Here is a 19,208-nt window from a genome sequence, read left to right on the forward strand (position 1 = left end):
ATACAATAAAGATTAATGTTAGGATTTGGCAACTTAGATCATCTAGGTAACTGAATGTTTGTCAACACTCTTGCAGAACTTTCACGTACTCACTGCATTGCTCTATGTGCAGTTTTAGTTCCTGCTAACTTAATTGCTACCTCACTGACAATGCTGCTAACTGTACTACGGCGTCCTATGTCTCAGGTATGGCAATCAGCCGGAATTGCTAGTATCTTTGCAGTGTTGATGTTACTGCACGTCTGGACTTGGTTTATGGTGGGAGTTGTTATGCCTCCAACATACATCTTGCTATGCTTAGCAAGCACTTGTTTATTAACTAATCTCAGCTCAATTATTGTTGCCAGACGCCTTGCAGTAAAGCAGCCTGTAGTAGCACAATAATTTTTGCTTGGCGATGGATGCGATCACTACTAGTTCAAGATAACTTCTCAAATGTCAAAAGTTATTTTGAGCTAGCTTTAATTAAATTTTTGGCAATAGCAATAGATTTAATTTATAAACGAGCTATTGCTCTTGTGTTAGTGTCATTTCTTATCTAAATGCTTTTCTTAATATCTACAATACATCTACAATAAACTTTTCTCTAGTTTAAACAGGTAAATACGTAGTCAAATTAGATACTTTACATAAAATGAAAAAGAGAAATTGACGGTAATAACCGCTTACCAAATTCAATAATGATATGAATTTCTTTTAGTGTAGTCTAAAATACTTTCAGTTTAAATACTTAAGCTTTTTGGTATAGAACTAGAGATAGATGAATAAAGAAAAGCTTAAAGATTAATTTCAGTATATAAGTTTACTGAAATTTCTATGCTCACTTCACTCCAGTCGCTAAAAGATATTTTCTTTTGCCCAGAAGAGTCTGATTTTTATGCTTTTTGCATAGAATCATTAGTATTAAATAAGTGTTCTGCGTTAAAAGCAATAGTTGAATTTGGCTCCGGTGATGGTAGTCCAGTTATTAAATCACTACTGAGAACAAGATTTCCTGGTGTGATACATGGGTTTGAAGTTAATCATTTAGCTTACGAAGCTGCCCAATCAAAAATCGAAGCCTTCGGTTTAGCGAGTCATTACATAATACATAATGCATCTTTTTTTGATGCCGCACACCAAGCCGAGTATTTAATCTCAAATCCACCTTATCTTCCTGCTAAGGATAATAAGATATATCAACCATTTCTGCATGGAGGAATTGATGGAATTACGATTACCCAAAAGCTTTTATCTTTGGCTTACGAAAATGTACTCGTAATGATTTCTAGTTACTCTAATCCTGAAAGCCTCATAGATTACGCGATCACAAGAGGCTACGGTACTGCTGATTTTATAGTTTCACCATTGAAGTTTGGTTACTATAGTTCTGACCCTAAAGTACAACAAAGAATTACTGAGTTAAGAAAAAATAATCAAGCTTTTTACTCCGATAATATTTATATGCTAGCAGGCGTATTGTTTACAAAACAGCAGAAATTAACATCCGATTTATCGAAAGAATTAGTTCAAGTGATGACAGCTTTATAAATCTTTCTGCTATTGAATTAGCCATCAAAATACATCCCCCAACTATCAACAATGTGAGGGACGTAAGTTTATTTATTTAACTTGCAAACGATCCGCTTCTTTTGCTGATCGCACGATTGCAACTCCGGCGCGATCGCCCATAAGTTTTTCTTGGTCGTATCCGAGTAAAAGTTCCCAAGCTTGTTCTGGGTACTTATCAGCTAAAGGTAAAGCAACATCGTCCAACATCCAGCGTCCGTGACGTTCGTCTTCGCGAATGTGCAACTCCCAATAACCCATTGCTGCTTGTGATAAACCCAAACGTTGCGCAGCGGTAAGATAGTTACGATAAGCCGCAGGTCCTGCTACCTCAAAATAAGTTAGCCCGCCATTGTAGCGCAGGAAATAACGCTTGCATTCAGTTACTAAAAAGTTGTGGTTAGCGCAAGCTAGCACTTCCCAAGGCACTAAATCAAAATACGCTTCGGGTTCGGTGTTCATACCAAACTCGGATAGCATTTGAGCAAAATACGTCGAGTGCTTGCGCGATAAGCGACCGTTGCCATATTCTTCGATTAATACCCTAGTGAGTGTTGCTTGGACTTCATTCGCTGCACCACCCAGAATTCTTGACAGGCGGCTTCCTTCAACTAATCCATCAAAAGAACCAATCGCGAGTATCCGGCGATATCCAGCTTCAGTCGTTTGTTCGCGGATATAACGGCTATCTTCAGATGGTGGGGGATCGAGATCGCGCGCACCGCGATTCATTAGCCCTTGCTTGACATCTTCTTGTTGCAGTGCAGCAACATCAATTTGGGCGAGTTCCCATGCTTGCCAAGGTGCTTCGATGCGATCGCGGACACTACGTAAGTAAGCTGAACGTTCGTTCGTATAGTGGCGCAAATCGTCGTACCAAAATAACTTGAGACGGTTAATGCGATACAACACCCGCTGTAAAAAGCGATGCGCGGCTGTATCATTAGAATTGGTGTGATAGGCGTCTTGGATAGCGCGATCGAGCGATGCTTCAAATTGACTGGCAAGTTCGGGTTGGGAAGCCAGATTCTCGTCTAAATTTATCATGTCGAGCAGTGCTATAAATTGCTGCTCGGTGTCAGTGTATACAGTTTGGTTGGTTTGTGTAATCATCGCCGTACGCGGTAATGCTTCGGATAACATTGAACAAGTATCTACAATTGTCCGTAACGATCGCATCGCAATACTCCACTCTAGAGGTAGATCATTGAGGAGACAAGAAAGATGCTAGATTCGCTCTGGAGCAGTTGAGATGACACCAGTGAGTGTAAGTTAAATGAAAGTAGCAATTACAGGAGCCACAGGATTTGTTGGCAGTCGCTTGGTAGAACGCCTCCACGCGCAAGGCGACCAAGTGCTAGTGTTTACGCGCAATTCCACAAGCGCGCAACGAGTTTTTCCCAAGGAAGTTTACTCGAATGTAGAAATTGTCGCATATAGCCCTCGCGAATCAGGTGCTTGGCAAAACGCGATCGCCGGTTGTGATGCGGTTGTCAATCTAGCAGGCGAATCGATCGCCGAAGGACGGTGGACACCTCAACGCAAGCAAGAAATCTTTCAAAGTCGGCAGCTTGGTACACAAAGAATCGTCGAAGCGATCGCTAAAGCAAACCCTAAACCCAAAGTTTTAGTCAATGCTTCTGCGATTGGTTATTATGGCACGAGTGAAACGGAAACTTTTGATGAAACAAGTACATCCGGTAATGATTTTCTTGCCGAAGTTTGTCGTGCCTGGGAAGCGGAAGCACAGAAAGTTTTAGATTATGGAGTTCGCCTAGTTATTTTAAGATTTGGTATTGTCTTAGGCATGGGCGGTGCGATCGCGCGGATGGTGACTCCCTTTAAACTTTTTGCTGGCGGTCCAATCGGTAGCGGTCGTCAGTGGTTTTCCTGGATTCACCGCGACGACGTAGTAAGTTTAATTATTGCCGCAATTCAACGCGAAGACATTCAAGGCGTCCTCAACGCCACTGCGCCTAATCCTGTACGGATGGCAGAATTTTGTCAAACGATGGGAGAAGTGATGAATCGTCCTTCTTGGCTACCAGTACCAGGTTTTGCGATCGAGGCGCTTTTAGGAGATGGTGCAATTGTTGTGCTAGAAGGGCAGAAAGTCTTACCGCAACGCGCACAAGCCTATAATTTTGAGTTTCAGTATCCGAATGTTAAACAAGCCTTAGCAGATATTTTGTCATGAAGCTGAGCGTAATGCTGGTTAACTTTTGGGCTGTTGTCGTAAATTTAACCGCTTGAATATCCAGCCGATTAATCCACTGATGATTGAACCAGCCATAAGGATGCCAATCGCAGGTGTAAATACTGGCTGCCATAGTTTGTACCAAAGATCTAAACCAAGCGGAATATTAAGCGTATGACCAATTACGGCGATCGCGAGCCAAAAAAAGCTAAGTAAAACAAGAAAAAAATCTGCAACTAAGGCAGTATTTAACCAGTAGAGTAGTTTTTCTTTCATTTATTTAGAAATAATCGCACCTTTTTAAGCTATGGGGTAGACAAAACATCTAGCCTATAGCCTCTGGCTTTAATTAAACAACCAGCTTTGTACTCGCTGAAGACTTTTCCAGTCGGGTTTGCGGGTTAAACCATCATTAATACTTTGTTTGACTTCATCACGCATTTCCGAGTCAATCATCATCAATTGCATCGCATAATCGACGTGTTCGCGTACTCCTTTTTGACCTGTTTCTAGCATGGCAACTGCTAGATTAACTCTAGCTTGGGGGTCATGGGGATGTAGTTTTACTGCTTTTTGTGCGGCTTTGTACGCCAAGCTAGGTTTGTTGTTAAGTAGATAAATCCACGCCAAACACGTCCACGCGGCGCTACTTTTTGGAGCGCGATCGCAAATGTCTTGAAAAACCGAAATTAAACTTGCTGGATCTTCACCAGCTTTATAACGTTCTATAGCTGTGTCAAATAAAGAGCTAAGCGTTTCTGTCATTACTGAGTAAGTGAAAATAAACGTACCAAAAAAAACTGGTAATTGGTAATTGGTCAGGGGAAAGCTTCTCTAATACCTATTACCCATTACCTCTTACCGGCGCTAAGGCTTTACAAAATACCAGCTTCATCAAACTCCAAACGATTTACCGCATCCACAAGTTTGGTTAGCGTTGGGGTTGGTAAATTGGAATCCACCACCAATCATCGCATCACTATAGTCGAGCATTAAACCATAGAGGTATAACATACTTTTGCGATCGCAAACAATTTTGAAACCATCGTAATCATACACTTCATCATCGCTACGAATTTTGCTGGGGTCTTCAAAATCCATCAGATAAGACATTCCCGAACAGCCGCCTTGGCGAACACCGACACGCAAACACAAATCTTTTCCTTGGCGATCACGAAGGAATAGTACTTGGCGTAAAGCTGCTTCACTGAGTAGAATACCGCGTTGTTGTGAGGGAACTGCTTGCACCATAAGTCGATTAAACTCCTGAGATTTTTAGCGTAAACTGATGTCAGCTTTTTCGTTTATTTTAACGGTTTAGATACAAAGGTTTGAGGAATTGTACTCTACTCCTTTAAAAGCACTCCAAAGGTTTCTATCCTAGAATTGATGGGTTAAATACAGATAAGCTTTTTGACCCGCAAGCAGGGGAGACTTGTAAAAAGGCTCTTAAGGTCGTGCTTCTCAACCGCATTTTCTGGTTAGCTTGGTTATATGACAATGTCCTTAAATTGCTCTACCCGTCGTCGATTACAAAAATTGCACCAGACTTCTAGTGTCTGGGAAGGTGATCGGCGTCCGTTGTCAACTCACAAACAGAACTTAGAAGCACACGGCGAATGTATCTTGTGGGTAGATGGTTCGCAAGGCGTTGTGAGAGCGATGGACGTTGTTGCGGCTGAAAGTGGTCCAGAAGCTGTTGTTCGTACATTACTGCGCGCAATGGAGCATCCCAACAGTCCAGCTAAACCTGCGCGCCCCCAAAAAATTGTTGTCAGCGATCGCGAATTACAGTTTTTCTTACGTGGTGTCCTGCAAGAACTCGAAATCGTTATCGATTATGTTCCGCAATTACCGCTGATCGAGGAACTTTATCGTGGATTTCAAGACGGTGGCGATGAACATACACCCGATTTACCACCACAGTTTGCCGAACCACTCAGGAAAAAAGCCTTAGAGATTTGGCAAGCCGCGCCTTGGAAATTTCTCGAAGAACATCAGATCATCGCCATCGAGATCAATCAAAGCGATGTTGGCACGCTTTATGCCTCAGTTATGGGAATGTTGGGGATGGAGTATGGAATTTTACTGTATCGTTCGCAAGAATCACTCCGGCGATTTCGCGCTTCGGTTTTGTCGGATGAGGAAGAATCGCCCGAACTTTTAGAAGAAGCTTTTCTGAAGCAGGATTGTTTATTTTTAACGTTTGAGCGAACAACAGACGAAGAAGATGAAGACATCGACATTATCGATTTAGCCGATTTGCCAATTGCCCAAATTCAACCATCATTTGGTAATATTCACCCCCTCGAAGGTTTGCGCGCAGTACTTTATGACGAAGAAGCGACTGCGGTATTTTTGGCGTTAGAAGCCCTCGCACGTTTTATTCGCAGCAAACGCCGTCGATTGAGCGCGGAAACATTTCCCGCTTTGAGTGAGCGCTATCGAATTGCTTTACCGATAAAAGACCAAAACCGCAAAACTATACAAATTGATGTCACTGTTAACACTATGCCAGAGTTGGCCACAGAACTAGAAGAAATGGCAGGTTTTGGCGATGAAGCAGAATTTACCGATGTCGAAGAATTATCAAGCTTAGGGGCGCTTAGAGATGACTTAATTCCAGAGGAATCGTTTCTGAGTCTTGGCGTTGTGTCATGGGATATGGTTGAGCATCTGCGCGCATCTGTGACGCATTTGACCCAATCCGAAGAAATGTCCTCAAGCGGTGATGGATTACCAGTTATTCTCATTCAAACTTCCCGTCCTAAAGCTAAAAATTTAATTGAGACAATTCAAGCAACTGGTGGAATCAAAGGTATCGGGTTTAATCCTGGTACGGATATATTTGGTGGCGATCGCTACGACTTAGGCATTCTGCAAACCGAAAACGGCGAGTTATTTCTCTTTGGTGAGTTTTTAGACGACGATCCCGTTCACATCGCGGCGCGCAAAAAGTGGGATGAACGCTGTAAAAAAACTAAAGGCTACTGTGGTTTAATCATTGCGCGTGGTTTAATGGGTGCTTCGCGCGGACAGCCGCAATTACGCGACATGATGGCATTATTTGAAGCGCGATCGCTTTCACCGCAAGATCTAGGCATTGGCACGCTGCAACTGATGCCACAATTTGAATAAGTTAATCAATAGCCTCGTATAAGTCGAAGTTAGGTTTTTCCTGTAGACTAATGACACTAGCTTTCATTAACTGCTTGTGCTCATAGCAAGGCATTGAATCGAGAATGATGGTTGCACTTAGTACAGCAGAATTGCAAGCGCTTTTTGAGGCTGCAAGTCAACAAGGTGAGAGAATTTATCAGCACTCTGCTTGTGAGTGTCAAGAACTTCTGCCACAAAAATTAGGTAGGGGGGGCGATCGCACGATTGTGCTGCGTCATGGACTCACCATTAGAATTCGTAATGCGTTTCTATGGCAAACAATCCGGCTAGAAAACCCACACGACCAATCGACTCCACTAATTGCTAAATTTCATTTGTCCGGCAACTCCAGAGTTCTTACACCCAATGTCCCAGATGTAAAACCAGATTACGAAGAAATTGCTGGCTATAACTACCTTTACTATTTGCCTAATCTCGTTGAATTTGAAGAATGGTACGCTCAAGAGTCAATTCGACTGGTGATGGTTCTTATCGAGCCTGAAAGTTTGCAAGAATTTGACCCTGGTAGAGATCTACCACAGCCGTTACAAAGGTTGATCGCAGGAGATTTGACTGCACGATTTCATCAGCCGCTGGGTCAAACAACAACTGCGATGCGGCAGATACTGCATCAAGTTTTGCAGTGTCCATATCAAGGCACAATGCAAAAGATGTATTTGGAGAGCAAAGCCTTAGAATTACTCACCTTACAGTTTACGCATTGGTTAGAAGATAGTCAAACACCTCAGAGAGCGCCGCGATTGCGGCACGAAGATATCGAAAGGTTGCATCAAGCGCGAGAAATTCTCATTCAGAACATTGATAATCCCCCATCACTGCTAGCGTTGGCACGGCAAGTTAGGCTGAATGAGTGCAAACTCAAGTGGGGGTTTCGCCAGATCTTTGGCACAACGGTTTTTGGTTATTTGCATGAAGTTCGCATGGAGCGATCGCGTCAACTTTTGGCAACAGGTCAACTCAGTGTGACTGAAGTTGCTTACGCTGTTGGTTACAGCAGTCTTCCCTCGTTTAGTAAAGCGTTTCGTAAACGTTTTGGCAGTAGTCCACTTGCCTACAATTCTCAATTCCGTTTCGGATAAAAAAATCTCCGTCTAGAATAAGACCGCGATTAGCAAAACGCCTTAATATCTAACACGTATCTATTGAGATAAATTCTTGAATGCTTAGTGGGTGAGGCGATCGCGTGAATAGACTAAGAATAATTTGGTTTGCCGGAATAGCATCAATGATTACGATTCAGCCAGTATGGGCTAATGTTCCTTCCTTAGCTAAACCGCAGCAATCAACGCCGATTGCCCCAGCTTCTGTAGTTGAAGTGACAAACGTCCAACTCAAAACCCATGCTGGAATAGAAGTCATTTTGATAACTTCAGGACAATTGCCAGTTCCGATAACCTGGACGATTGGTAGTACTCTGATTGCCGATATTCCGAATGCGATATTAACGCTAGGAGATCGCAATGAATTTCAAGCTACCGAACCTACCTCAGCAATCGCGTCAATCCGCGTCACCAACTTACCAACAAAAGGCATTCGCATTGCAATTACTGGAACCGAAGCCCCACCAGTAGCCGAGGTAAGAACCGCACTAGCAGGGTTGGTCGTTAGTGTAGTTTCAGCGCCAACTGAGGACGATTCGATAGAAATTTTGGTGACAGGAGAACAAGAAGACGGCTATTTAGTTCCTAATGCGAGTACAGCAACGCGAACTAATACACCGATTCTCGAAATTCCGCAATCAATTCAAGTAATTCCTCGGCAAGTGTTGGAGGAACAACAGGTAACGCGCTTGGATGAAGCGTTGCAAAATGCGGGTGGAGTTATCTACAACGGCACAGATACATTTAGTGATGTGAATTATAGCATTCGCGGGTTTGGTGGCACTGCTGTGTTACAAGATGGTTTTCGCCAGTATGACTTGGCTGAAATTCCTGAAGTTGCCAATATCGAACAAATTGAAGTATTAAGAGGTCCAGCATCCATTCTTTATGGGGAAATTCAGCCTGGTGGCACAATCAATTTAGTTACCAGACAACCCTTATCTGACCCATTTTACGAAACCGAAATTCAACTTGGTAGCTACAATCTCATTCGTCCTCGGTTTGATATTTCTGGTTTGCTAAACGATAATGCAACTTTGTTGTATCGCTTGAATGCATTGTATTCGCGCCAAGATGGTTTTCGGAATTTTGACCAAGATTTTGAGCAATTTTTTATTTCTCCTGTTTTAACATGGGAGATTAGCGATCGCACTAATCTCACGTTCGATCTCCAGGTTTCAAATCGCGAACGACCACACGATTCTGGTACAGTTGCCTTTGGTAATAGCGTCGTAGACGTACCGCGCAATCGCATTTTCAACGAGCCTGATGACTTTATTCGCCGCAATTTTTTGAGTGTTGGCTACAATCTCAATCATCAGTTGAGCGACAGCTGGTCAATTCGTAATGCTTTTCGCTTCAAAGATGCGAGTGTCTTCTCAGATCGGCTATCTATCCCACTGGAGTTTGATGAAGAAACTGGAATTCTCACGCGAGTTTTTGCATTAGATGATTTTAATTCTCAAAACTACACGCTGCAAACGAATCTTGTCGGTGAATTTGCCACAGGTTCTGTAGAACACACGTTGTTATTTGGAGTTGATTTGAGTCGCACAAACACAAGTCAATATGCGATCGCTAATTTCACTCCATCCCCCATTAATGTTTTTGACCCAGTATACGGTGTAGACCGACCTATTTTGGACACATTGCTATTTGATCGCACATCAGAAACTGACCGTATCGGAATTTATCTACAAGATCAAATTCAGATTGTTGATAATTTCAACTTGCTGCTAGGCTTGCGTTACGACATAGTAGAGCAACGCATTGATAATGTTCCAGCACTATTTTATCCTGATGGCGATACGACTCAAAGCGATAATGCTCTGACTCCACGAGTGGGCATTGTCTACAAACCGATTGAAGACATTGCGCTTTATGCCAGTTATTCGCAATCATTTAATCCCAATACAGGTGTCGCAGCCGACGGTACTGCATTTGAACCTGAACTAGGTGCAGGATTTGAAGTTGGAGTTAAAGCCGAATTTTTAGATGGTAATTTACTGGCTACACTCGCATATTTTGACATTACAAAACAGAACGTGTTAACTGAAGATCCTGATTTTCCTGGTTTGGGAATTTCCATTGCCACAGGCGAACAGCGCAGTCGCGGCTTTGAATTCGATCTGACTGGGCAAATTTTACCAGGATGGAATATTATTGCGTCCTACGCTTATACTGATGCTGCCATCACCCAAGATAATACTATCCCCATTGGCAATCAGTTACCAGGAATTCCACTGCACAACGCTAGCCTCTGGACAACTTATCAGATCCAAAATGGCGATTTTCAAGGATTGGGATTTGGTATTGGGTTGAACTATATTGGGGAACGTCAAGGCGATTTGAGCAATACTTTTGAGGTAGCCAGCTATTTTCTAACCAACGTGGCTGTATTCTATCAACGCGATAATTGGCGCTTGGCGCTCAATTTCAAAAATCTATTTGATGTTGATTATATAGGTAGTACTGGTAATTTTGGCAGCCGCACAAGCGCTGGGCAACCTGGAGAACCATTTACTATGATTGGCTCAATTTCAGTGAGATTTTAAGTTTTGTAAGATTTTGATTTGTAATTTTCATATGGTTGGGAACTGATAATTGTTAATGGAAATCTATCGGTAACTTTCCATTTTCCTCTTTAGGAATGCGTGTAATACATAAATTATGCCTACCTATGCGGCTTCTACTCAAGAGCGAGAGTTATTACATGCGTCACATTCTTAAATTACTGCTACTCGGTTGTGCGCTCTGCGCAACTTCTGCTTGTCATCAGACGCCATCTAATCAAGGCAATGTCTCGGCATCAAATTGCCAAACAGTTCAGCACGAAGTTGGTGAGACTCAAGTTTGCGATCGCCCACAACGAATTGTGGCACTCAATCCTAAGATGTTAGACATCTTACTGTCACTCGATGTGCAGCCAGTCGGTTATGCTGAAGTATTTCCCATTCATCGCGGCGAGTTTGATCGTCCTAGCCAGCAGATTCCTTATTTAGGTAATCGCATCACCCAACCAATCGCAAATCTTGGGGCTAGCAGTGAACCATCTTTAGAGGCGATCGCGCGACTTAAACCCGACTTGATTCTGGGAGACAGCGGGCAAAACAAAGATGAATACGCTCAACTCAGTCAAATTGCCCCGACTCTACTATTTGAATATGTCGGACACGATAAATGGCAAGAACCACTAAGCGCGATCGCTCAGGTATTGGGGCGTGAGCGGCAAGCACAAGCCGTCATTGAAACGCATCGTCAGCAAGTAGAAGCAACTCGTCAAGCGATAGCACCAATTGTTAAAGCATATCCAGAAGTACTTATGTTGGCATCAGAGCAACTTACACAATCACTCGAACTAGTGACATCAGCAGATTTCTGCGGTGGTTTGCTCGAAGACGTAGGATTTCAACTAGTTTCACGATCCAACGAGCAGCCAACCAGCATTGTACAATCAATCTCAGTAGAAGTCTTACCACAACTCGATGCCAATTTAATTTTTATACAGGGACATGATGTTACCAGCTTTAGTCAGATGGGAAGCGTCAAAAATTTAGAAAACAACCAATTGCAAAAAATTCAGCGATCATGGCGTAGTAATACAATCGCGCAGTCCTTGAGTGCGAGTCAGGCAAACCGAGTTTACTTCATTCCAACTTACATTTGCCGAGCTATACCCTCACCTACTGGAGCACAACTAGCGCTCAAGCAACTTCAAGCACAGCTAGTATCGCTTTCAATGCTAGTTAATAGATCTCCTACATGAATCACAGACGTCCTCTTACTCCCTTCGGGTGTTTGTTAGATACTGCAATGCGTTAGCACGTTTTGAATTAAAACTTCTAATGCCTTTGGCACCTTTCTTAGCAAACAATTTCATTATTCAACATTCATGATTCAGAACTCCACAGCGAATTTGTTCGCAATTCATTTTATGCAGGAGGTCTAATCAATAGTAGATTAGTCTTGTGTAGGATTCAATGAATACGTATGACTCGAAATCAAATACAATATCTCTTCTCCTTCAGATTAAAATACGTAAAGATGTGAGCAGGATAGACTAAATGCGCGTTGCCACCTTCCAAGCGGGGTTAGCTGGGCTAGTAACCGCTGTAAATTCGGTAAATGAACCAACAGCATCCACCCCAAAAAACTGCCATAACAAAATTTTTTCTCGCAGGTAGCTACATACAGCAAGATAATATCGATAGTATAGAAGGCGCTACTCTTGCGGGATGCACTGCTGCTCAGGCTTTTTGAAGCGATAGCCGTTATTTCCCAACCCTCAAAGGTTAGTCGTTAAACCACAGCAAACACAAAGGAACATATCAATGCCAGATTGGTTAGAGCATAGCGTGCAGATTGAGGTAGAAGCACCAATTGACCTCGTGTGGAGTTTGTGGTCTGATCTTGAGCAGATGCCTCGGTGGATGAAATGGATTTCATCAGTAAAGATTTTAGAAGATAATCCCGAACTCTCGCGGTGGAAACTTAATACTGGGGGGCTAGAATTCACTTGGTTATCGCGAATCCTGAAAATGGTACCGCAGCAAATTATTCAATGGGAATCGGTGGATGGATTGCCTAACCGTGGTGCGATTCGCTTTTATGATCGCCACAATAGCAGTATTGTGAAACTTTCGGTTTCCTACGCGATTCCTGGAATTCTAGGTAGAATTATGGATAATCTTTTCCTCGGTCGCGCGGTTGAATCGACGATCAAAGCTGATTTAGAACGCTTCCGCGATTATGCACTCCAAGCAAAAGCCGCACAAAAATAAGCTGTTTGCTCGGTTTGGCTCGATGGTTGTAACTAACTTAACAAGTCATAAGCTTGAAAAGATTTATACTTAGCTGTCATTGCTGAAGTTTGCTTGATGAAGTTCCTACGAGGTTATTTTCTTAGCCTTGTCAATCCTCAATTTATGCCAATTGCGCTCAAGGTCGCAGTTGTCATTGGTTCATTGTTGTTTGCGATCAATCATGGTGCAGCTTTTGTCCAAGGACAGATGACACGCGATCGCTGGATTTCGGCAACTCTGACTTACTTAGTTCCCTACTTTGTCAATATCCACGGTCAATATATCAGTAGTTCGAGAAGACTTAAATAAGCCAGCACAAGTAGAAATCACACTTTATCAATTACCACGTCGGATCGCTAAACAGATAAATTGTTAATTCCGCGCACCCAGGCGGAACAGCGGTAATACAAGCACAGATCGTGTCTCCATCTTCTAGTTCTACTTCACAAGCGTGACACGATCCCATCAAACAGCCAGTAGGAATTGTGACTCCAGCCCGTTGCGCAACAGCTAATAAAGGTTCACCAACACTAGCTGTCACCGTTACATTATCTGGTAAAAAACGTATATGAGTTGCCATGATTCTTTAGGACGGCAAAATCTTCGTCAAGTCTAAGTTTGCCTCTACAATTGCAGCAAGCGTATTTAACGTAGTTTCGCGCTGTTTGCGATAGTTAGAAACACCTGTAGGTAAAGATTTTAGACCGCGTTGTTGGCGTAAGCGATTTAACCAAGCACGCCGCCAAGCGCCATTGTCGAAAATACCGTGCAAGTACGTTCCCCAAACTGATTGATAATTATCAACCAAACCCAAACTAGGATCGTCAAATAACGCTTGGTATGTATTAGGATTAGGTGGTGTATTTGGAGTTTCCACGATACGCGATCGCCCTTGATGAATTTCGTAGCCAGCAACAGGTAAGCCTACTTGTGGAAAATTTGATACAACTTGCCGTTGTCGCGCTACTTTTTGCCCTGTAATTACCGTTTGAATCGGCAATAAACTTAATCCCTTAAATCTTCCTGCTTCGCCCTCTACGCCTTCAGGATCAGCGAGAAATTTGCCTAGCATTTGAAAGCCACCACAAATTCCTAATACCGTACCGCCGGCTGCTGCATAGTTTTGAATTGCTTCTGCCATTCCAGTTCGCTGCAAAATTAATAAGTCTGCAATTGTCGTTTTTGAACCTGGAATAATCACCGCATCAGGATGCCCCAATTCTTGCTTTGGGCTAATGTATTTTAGCGAAACACTTGGTTCGGCTTCTAACGGGTCAAAATCGGTAAAGTTAGAAATTCGGGGTAAGCGGATAACGGCGATCTCAAGTTCTCCTTGATTACTGTGTTTGCGTTCGAGTAAGTCTAAAGAGTCTTCAGCCGGAAAGACATCTTCAATCCAGGGAATAACACCTAATACAGGAATCCCCGTGCGTTCTTCCAACCAATGAAGACCTGATTCTAAAAGCGATCGCTGTCCGCGAAATTTATTGATAACGACACCGCGAATTAACGCTCTTTCCTCTGGTTCTAGTAACTCTAAAGTACCTACCACATGCGCAAAAGCACCACCGCGATCAATATCAACAACTAGCAAGGTAGGAGCATTTAAATGCTTTGCGACGCGCATATTTGTCAAGTCGCGGTGTTTAAGGTTAATTTCTGCGGGACTTCCTGCACCTTCACACACCAGCAAATCAAATTCAGCCGCGAGGTGTTGTAATGACTCTGTAATTGCCTGCCATCCTACATCAAAATATTGTTCGTAGTAATCAGTCGCGCTCACTTTGCCTACAGCTTTACCTTTGAGAATGACTTGCGAGGTCATGTTACCCTGCGGCTTGAGCAGAATAGGGTTCATGTCTACTGTCGGCGTGACTCCCGCCGCCCAAGCTTGTACGGCTTGTGCATAACCAATTTCGCCCCCACTCGTGGTGACATAGGAATTTAAAGCCATATTTTGCCCTTTGAAGGGCGCAACCCGCCAGCCACGTCGCGCCAAAATGCGACAAATAGCTGCACTAAGGAGCGATTTTCCAGCGTGGGATGTGGTTCCTACCACCATAATTGCTTTCATAGAGGGCATCTATCTTGAGAAGTTAAAAAGTGAGGTATCAAGTCGGCTGTAGTTATAGCATCAAGTCTCATTTCATATTTTTCCCTTTTCTTGCTCACTTTCAACTATTTGTAAAGCAATACTCGCTTAAAATGGCAGTCGCAGCCAGCGATTCAGCATATTTGACAGACGATCACGACGTGTTGGATTCCACGATTGTTGAGTTTCTTCGACTAACTGCCGACCTAACGGCGTTAAACGAAAACTATCTGTAATTCCCTGTCCGTCAACTTCACGGCGCAGTACTCCAACTTGAATTAACCACATTAAAGCATTTTCTACGGCTAATTCCGATAGCGGACGCTTGGTATAGCCTTGCTGAGTGCCACTCACATTGGCGATCGCATTGGTAGAAACGCTTTGATAGCACATCGTTTCAAATAAATGTCGTTGAAACGGCGAACACGCCAGTGCTACTTTCGCGCGTTCGACTGTTTTTCTTGGATAAAGAACTTTTTTGGGACTGTTGGACTCGGCAATCGACATTTTGTCTTGCTCATTACACTACTTTGTTAGAAATATCGTTAACAATATTTCTTTATGGCTAGCTATCTATTTTAAACAGTAGTTGTGATTCAACGCCGAAATCATCAATTCATCAGTGTAGGCAAGTTAGATTTGCGGTAGAAGTATAAAAAAAGCAGTCAGGGCAGTGCCAATCTAACCAACAGTGCGATCGCTAAAAGGTTTCAGTAAAATTGCGCATGACAAATAGTAGGAGTGTTTTTAAATTTATGTTGTAGCTAAGTTATGTAGACAATGCTACAGAACTATGATTTATTACCTGCTAATTTGCATTGTTTATCAAAGAATCAAGACAGTTATACCTAGCTTCACAAGATGTCGTAACAATCAAATGGCTTCTAATGTGCGATGTTGCTGGATGTCCAAAATTTTGTACGAGAAATACTAAAGCACAAAGATCTTTAGAAAAAGGAATACTGTCTTTTATTTAGCAACAAGAATATTTACATTTTTTAGAGTTGTTTAGAGAACCTTATAAATACCTGCTTTTCTTTTATTGAGGTCTCTAACAACTAAGTTGCAGAGACTTAAAGCGACTCAAAAACTATCTTCAATATAACTAATTTTAGTATATGGATTAAAGCAACTACCAATTTCTAACTTGAGTGTTATGAGTAGTGAGAAATTGGGAATACTCTTTTACAAGAGAACTTTATTAGTCAAACAGATTATGATGCTACACATATTTCAAATACTGCTGAAACAAGCGGCAGTTTAGAAGAGTAAATCAAATAAGGATAACAGTAATTAGATACTCGGCTACAACAAAGTAGTCAAACATTTTAAGAAATGTTTAGCTATTTCTATAAAACTTTTAGATATAATCATGAAAATAAATAAAATCCTGTCACTTATTGGCGTTTTCTTAGTTAGCTTAATAGTGACTGTTAGCTGTTCTTCGACACAACCAGCCTCTAATATTACGAATACTGCTGCAACAGCTACGCCAGTTCAAATGGGTTATAGTGGTTGGCCTGGCTGGTATCCTTGGGCAGTTGCAAATGAGCAAAACTTATTTGCTAAAAATAATGTTCAAGTAAATCTTAGATGGTTTGATGGCTACTTAGATTCTATGAATGCAATGAATGCAGGTCAGTTAGATGCTAATTGTCAAACTTTAGACCAAACAATTAGTTCAGCAGCGAATGGCTCTGACCAAGTTGTTGTTCTAGTTAATGATAACTCAACGGGTAATGATAAAGTTATTGTCCGTGAAGGTATTAATAGTATCGCTGAATTGAAAGGCAAAAAAGTTGCAGCAGAAGAAGGAACTGTAGACCATTTTCTATTACTTTTAGGGATGAAAGAAGCTGGAATAACTCAAGCAGACATTGAGTTTTTTCCGCTAGAGACAGGTGCTGCGGCTGCCGCATTTGCAGCAGGTAGAGTTGATGCAGTAGCAGTATATGCACCTTTTACAACTAAAGCTCTAGAACGTCCTGGAAGTAAAGAATTATTTAGTTCTAAAGATTTTCCTGGAGCAATTCCAGATCATTTAGTTGTCAGTAGAAAGATGATTAATGAGCGTCCTCAAGAAGTACAAGCACTCGTCAACACCTGGTTTGATACTTTAGATTTTATACAGAAAAATCAGGCAAAATCTCTTGAAATTATGGCTCAAAAGGCTGGGGTTTCGGTTGCAGATTATAAAACTTACGATGCTGGTACTACACTTTTCTCTGTTGAACAAAACTTGCAAGCCTTTCAACCAAGAAATGATATGCAATCTTTGCATTATGCAGCTAAAGAGATTAATAAGTTTCTTTTGGAAGCTGACTTGATTAAACGTATTCCCGACTTAAATCGTATATTTGACGATCGTTTCGTTAAAGCTTACGCTGCTTCTCGCAAAGGGCGAGTGTAGTTTTTCCTTAGTGTTGCTAATCTCATTCAGTCAGTAGTTATTAATAAATATATGGCTTACCCTAACAAGTTCAACGCTTTTAAAGGTAAGCCATAATTATTTTTTTATGCAAAATAATATAAATTTGCTCAATAGCCTGGTAACTAACATCACAGTTGCATCCGGTTTGCCACTTTCAGTAATCTATCTCATATATTTGTGTAATAAAGTTTGCAGTATTAACAAGTTAATGCATCTGAAAAAGCTGCTGAAGTCAATAATTTATAACTTTACTCTAGAAAATAATGACCTTACAGTGTGTAAACTTAACCCTTGATATAGCGATCCTATTTGAGTTGTGAAAATTATTTTTTAATAAACCACAAAGGCACATAGACGCCCGTAGGGCGACTTCTCGTAGAGTAGGACACAAAGGAGAGGTTTTTCACGAATGATTTAGGACTGCTATATAAGGAAATAGTACATTTTCGTTTCTTGTGTTTGTCATCTTTAGCAGAAAAATGTTGCGAAGATATATCAATTTGTTGTTACACTGAACTTTTTAACTAAAATCTGAATTATTCTGACCGAGATAAACCTTATGATTAATTATCATTTAAGTAGGAAATTCTCTAAGAAAAATATGCAAATCAAAGCTCAAATTTATACAGTAAAGAATATTACGGTTGCCCTACCGAATTGGTACGTGGTAATATCGACTTCTTTTAGAGGACGATTCTGTACATTTGATAGAAGTCTATAGTGAGTTGGGCTACTGCGATACTGATGATAATTTTTTCTGTAGAGAGCAACTTATAGGAATGTTTTTTGGTTCGAGTAGTCAGTTTAACTATTCTCTTGAAGAAAGAATAGAATTTAGTACAGGCTTGCGCGAAATCAAAGCGATTGATTGCGAGACTTAGTAATTAACCATTTCGTTTTGCCCAGAAGTTTTTGCCAATTCTGCTTCACGCCGTCTAGGAACTTCATACGTCATAAAATCGTATGCCATTTGTGTGTTAGGAAAAATTGCTTGGGCTTCCTGAAGTAAATCTTTTAATTCGATGACGTTTCCTGGCGCATAGCGGGGACTAAAATGCGTCATAATTAACTGTTTAACTTGAGCCGCTAAAGCGACTTGTGCTGCCATTGTTGAGGTAGAGTGGAGGCGTTGAAAAGCAAGTTCTGCATCTTGATGCGAGAAAGTTGCTTCGTGAATGAGGACATCGGCATTTTGAGCTAGGTGGACTGCGCCATCGCAATAGATAGTATCTGTACAATAAGCAATTTTGCGTCCGATTTCTGGTAAACCGCATAGATCAGCGCCGTGAATGGTGCGTCCGTCAAGCAGTGTCACAGTTTCCCCGCGTTTAAGTTGACCGTAAATTCTGCCAGGGGGAATTGCTAGGGCTTTTGCTTTTTCGACATCAAACCTTCCTGGGCGATCTTTTTCGGCTACGCGGTAGCCAAAAGTTGTAATCCGATGTTCTAATCGTTCGCACGTGACAGTAAATTCGTTATCTTCATATACAACACCAGGTTGTACTGTATGGACTTGGATGTTGTATGCTAAGTGAGTCGAAGAATAACGACCACACGCGCGCAAGTATTCGTCTAATTTAGGTGGACCATAGATATCGATTCTTTTTGTGTTGCCAGCCAATCCACAGGTTGCTAAAAGCCCCATTAATCCAAAAATGTGATCCCCGTGTAAATGGGTAATAAAGATCCGTGAAAGTTGGCTGATTTTCAGCTCGCTGCGTAAAATTTGATGTTGCGTACCTTCGCCACAGTCGAACAACCACACTTCGGCTCTTTGCGGTAAACGAAGCGCCACGCTAGAAACATTACGCGATCGCGTGGGGACACCAGAACTTGTTCCTAAAAATGTAATTTGCAC

General features: G+C 41.8%; 19 protein-coding genes. 11 read left to right on the forward strand and 8 right to left on the reverse strand.

Going from position 1 to position 19,208, the window contains the following annotated elements; all coding sequences use genetic code 11:
• The first annotated feature begins 54 nt into the window (after nt 1–54).
• Together NIES1031_RS14085 and NIES1031_RS14090 are read left to right on the forward strand one after the other, a co-directional pair.
• On the forward strand, nt 55–384 hold the full coding sequence (locus tag NIES1031_RS14085) for a hypothetical protein (RefSeq protein WP_073550138.1): 330 nt from the start codon (nt 55–57) through the stop codon (nt 382–384).
• Nucleotides 385–816: 432 nt separating this feature from the next.
• Nucleotides 817–1,530 carry a class I SAM-dependent methyltransferase gene (locus NIES1031_RS14090; RefSeq protein WP_073550140.1) on the forward strand — a complete coding sequence of 238 codons (714 nt, stop codon included), beginning with the start codon at nt 817–819 and terminating at the stop codon, nt 1,528–1,530.
• Nucleotides 1,531–1,602: 72 nt separating this feature from the next.
• On the opposite strand, the gene NIES1031_RS14095 is transcribed toward NIES1031_RS14090, so the two are convergent.
• Nucleotides 1,603–2,727 carry an iron-containing redox enzyme family protein gene (locus tag NIES1031_RS14095; RefSeq protein ID WP_236738842.1) on the reverse strand — a complete coding sequence of 375 codons (1,125 nt, stop codon included), beginning with the start codon at nt 2,725–2,727 and terminating at the stop codon, nt 1,603–1,605.
• Nucleotides 2,728–2,824: 97 nt separating this feature from the next.
• On the opposite strand from NIES1031_RS14095, the gene thyD reads away from it, so the two are divergent.
• On the forward strand, nt 2,825–3,745 hold the full coding sequence (gene thyD, locus NIES1031_RS14100) for a thylakoid membrane protein ThyD (protein WP_073550142.1): 921 nt from the start codon (nt 2,825–2,827) through the stop codon (nt 3,743–3,745).
• Between the two features lie 18 nt (nt 3,746–3,763).
• Here thyD and NIES1031_RS14105 read toward each other — a convergent pair whose 3' ends face one another.
• From NIES1031_RS14105 to NIES1031_RS14115, 3 genes are all read right to left on the reverse strand, one after another.
• Nucleotides 3,764–4,021 carry a hypothetical protein gene (locus NIES1031_RS14105; protein WP_073550144.1) on the reverse strand — a complete coding sequence of 86 codons (258 nt, stop codon included), beginning with the start codon at nt 4,019–4,021 and terminating at the stop codon, nt 3,764–3,766.
• Between the two features lie 69 nt (nt 4,022–4,090).
• Nucleotides 4,091–4,510: a tetratricopeptide repeat protein gene (locus NIES1031_RS14110; RefSeq protein ID WP_073550145.1), complete on the reverse strand. Its 420-nt coding sequence runs from the start codon at nt 4,508–4,510 to the stop codon at nt 4,091–4,093.
• A 129-nt stretch (nt 4,511–4,639) separates the two neighbouring features.
• Nucleotides 4,640–4,996 (reverse strand): iron-sulfur cluster assembly accessory protein, encoded by a 357-nt coding sequence (locus NIES1031_RS14115; protein ID WP_073550146.1) that lies wholly within the window; start codon nt 4,994–4,996, stop codon nt 4,640–4,642.
• Between the two features lie 243 nt (nt 4,997–5,239).
• Here NIES1031_RS14115 and NIES1031_RS14120 point away from each other — a divergent pair, with 243 nt between their 5' ends.
• The 7 genes from NIES1031_RS14120 to nrtS all read left to right on the forward strand — a co-directional run bounded on the left by NIES1031_RS14120 (nt 5,240) and on the right by nrtS (nt 13,136).
• Nucleotides 5,240–6,883: a DUF6930 domain-containing protein gene (locus NIES1031_RS14120; protein WP_073550147.1), complete on the forward strand. Its 1,644-nt coding sequence runs from the start codon at nt 5,240–5,242 to the stop codon at nt 6,881–6,883.
• Between the two features lie 104 nt (nt 6,884–6,987).
• A complete protein-coding gene (locus NIES1031_RS14125; protein ID WP_073550149.1) occupies nt 6,988–8,004 on the forward strand; it encodes a helix-turn-helix domain-containing protein in 1,017 nt (338 codons plus the stop codon).
• 146 nt (nt 8,005–8,150) lie between these two features.
• Nucleotides 8,151–10,580 carry a TonB-dependent siderophore receptor gene (locus tag NIES1031_RS14130; protein ID WP_073550150.1) on the forward strand — a complete coding sequence of 810 codons (2,430 nt, stop codon included), beginning with the start codon at nt 8,151–8,153 and terminating at the stop codon, nt 10,578–10,580.
• 158 nt (nt 10,581–10,738) lie between these two features.
• Complete coding sequence (locus tag NIES1031_RS14135) at nt 10,739–11,791, forward strand: ABC transporter substrate-binding protein (RefSeq protein ID WP_073550151.1); 1,053 nt, start codon at nt 10,739–10,741, stop codon at nt 11,789–11,791.
• Between the two features lie 359 nt (nt 11,792–12,150).
• Nucleotides 12,151–12,285: an FAD-dependent oxidoreductase gene (locus NIES1031_RS23835; RefSeq protein ID WP_143167778.1), complete on the forward strand. Its 135-nt coding sequence runs from the start codon at nt 12,151–12,153 to the stop codon at nt 12,283–12,285.
• A 71-nt stretch (nt 12,286–12,356) separates the two neighbouring features.
• Nucleotides 12,357–12,806, forward strand: a complete 450-nt coding sequence (locus tag NIES1031_RS14145) for an SRPBCC family protein (protein WP_073550153.1) — start codon at nt 12,357–12,359, stop codon at nt 12,804–12,806.
• 96 nt (nt 12,807–12,902) lie between these two features.
• Nucleotides 12,903–13,136: a nitrate/nitrite transporter NrtS gene (nrtS, locus tag NIES1031_RS14150; RefSeq protein ID WP_178378142.1), complete on the forward strand. Its 234-nt coding sequence runs from the start codon at nt 12,903–12,905 to the stop codon at nt 13,134–13,136.
• A gap of 31 nt (nt 13,137–13,167) precedes the next feature.
• On the opposite strand, the gene NIES1031_RS14155 is transcribed toward nrtS, so the two are convergent.
• The 3 genes from NIES1031_RS14155 to NIES1031_RS14165 form a co-directional block, all read right to left on the reverse strand.
• Entirely contained in the window at nt 13,168–13,407 is a 240-nt protein-coding gene (locus NIES1031_RS14155; RefSeq protein ID WP_073550157.1) for a 2Fe-2S iron-sulfur cluster-binding protein, read from the reverse strand.
• Between the two features lie 6 nt (nt 13,408–13,413).
• Complete coding sequence (gene cobQ, locus NIES1031_RS14160) at nt 13,414–14,901, reverse strand: cobyric acid synthase CobQ (RefSeq protein WP_073550159.1); 1,488 nt, start codon at nt 14,899–14,901, stop codon at nt 13,414–13,416.
• A 126-nt stretch (nt 14,902–15,027) separates the two neighbouring features.
• Nucleotides 15,028–15,426 (reverse strand): Npun_F0494 family protein, encoded by a 399-nt coding sequence (locus tag NIES1031_RS14165; protein WP_073550161.1) that lies wholly within the window; start codon nt 15,424–15,426, stop codon nt 15,028–15,030.
• Nucleotides 15,427–16,291: 865 nt separating this feature from the next.
• Between NIES1031_RS14165 and NIES1031_RS14170 the strand changes: the two genes are divergently transcribed.
• Nucleotides 16,292–17,329: an ABC transporter substrate-binding protein gene (locus tag NIES1031_RS14170; protein ID WP_073550163.1), complete on the forward strand. Its 1,038-nt coding sequence runs from the start codon at nt 16,292–16,294 to the stop codon at nt 17,327–17,329.
• Nucleotides 17,330–18,227: 898 nt separating this feature from the next.
• Here NIES1031_RS14170 and NIES1031_RS14175 read toward each other — a convergent pair.
• A complete protein-coding gene (locus NIES1031_RS14175) occupies nt 18,228–19,208 on the reverse strand; it encodes a ribonuclease Z (RefSeq protein ID WP_073550165.1) in 981 nt (326 codons plus the stop codon).

Source organism: Chroogloeocystis siderophila 5.2 s.c.1, from assembly GCF_001904655.1.
In the GTDB taxonomy this organism is placed as follows: Bacteria; Cyanobacteriota; Cyanobacteriia; order Cyanobacteriales; family Chroococcidiopsidaceae; genus Chroogloeocystis; species Chroogloeocystis siderophila.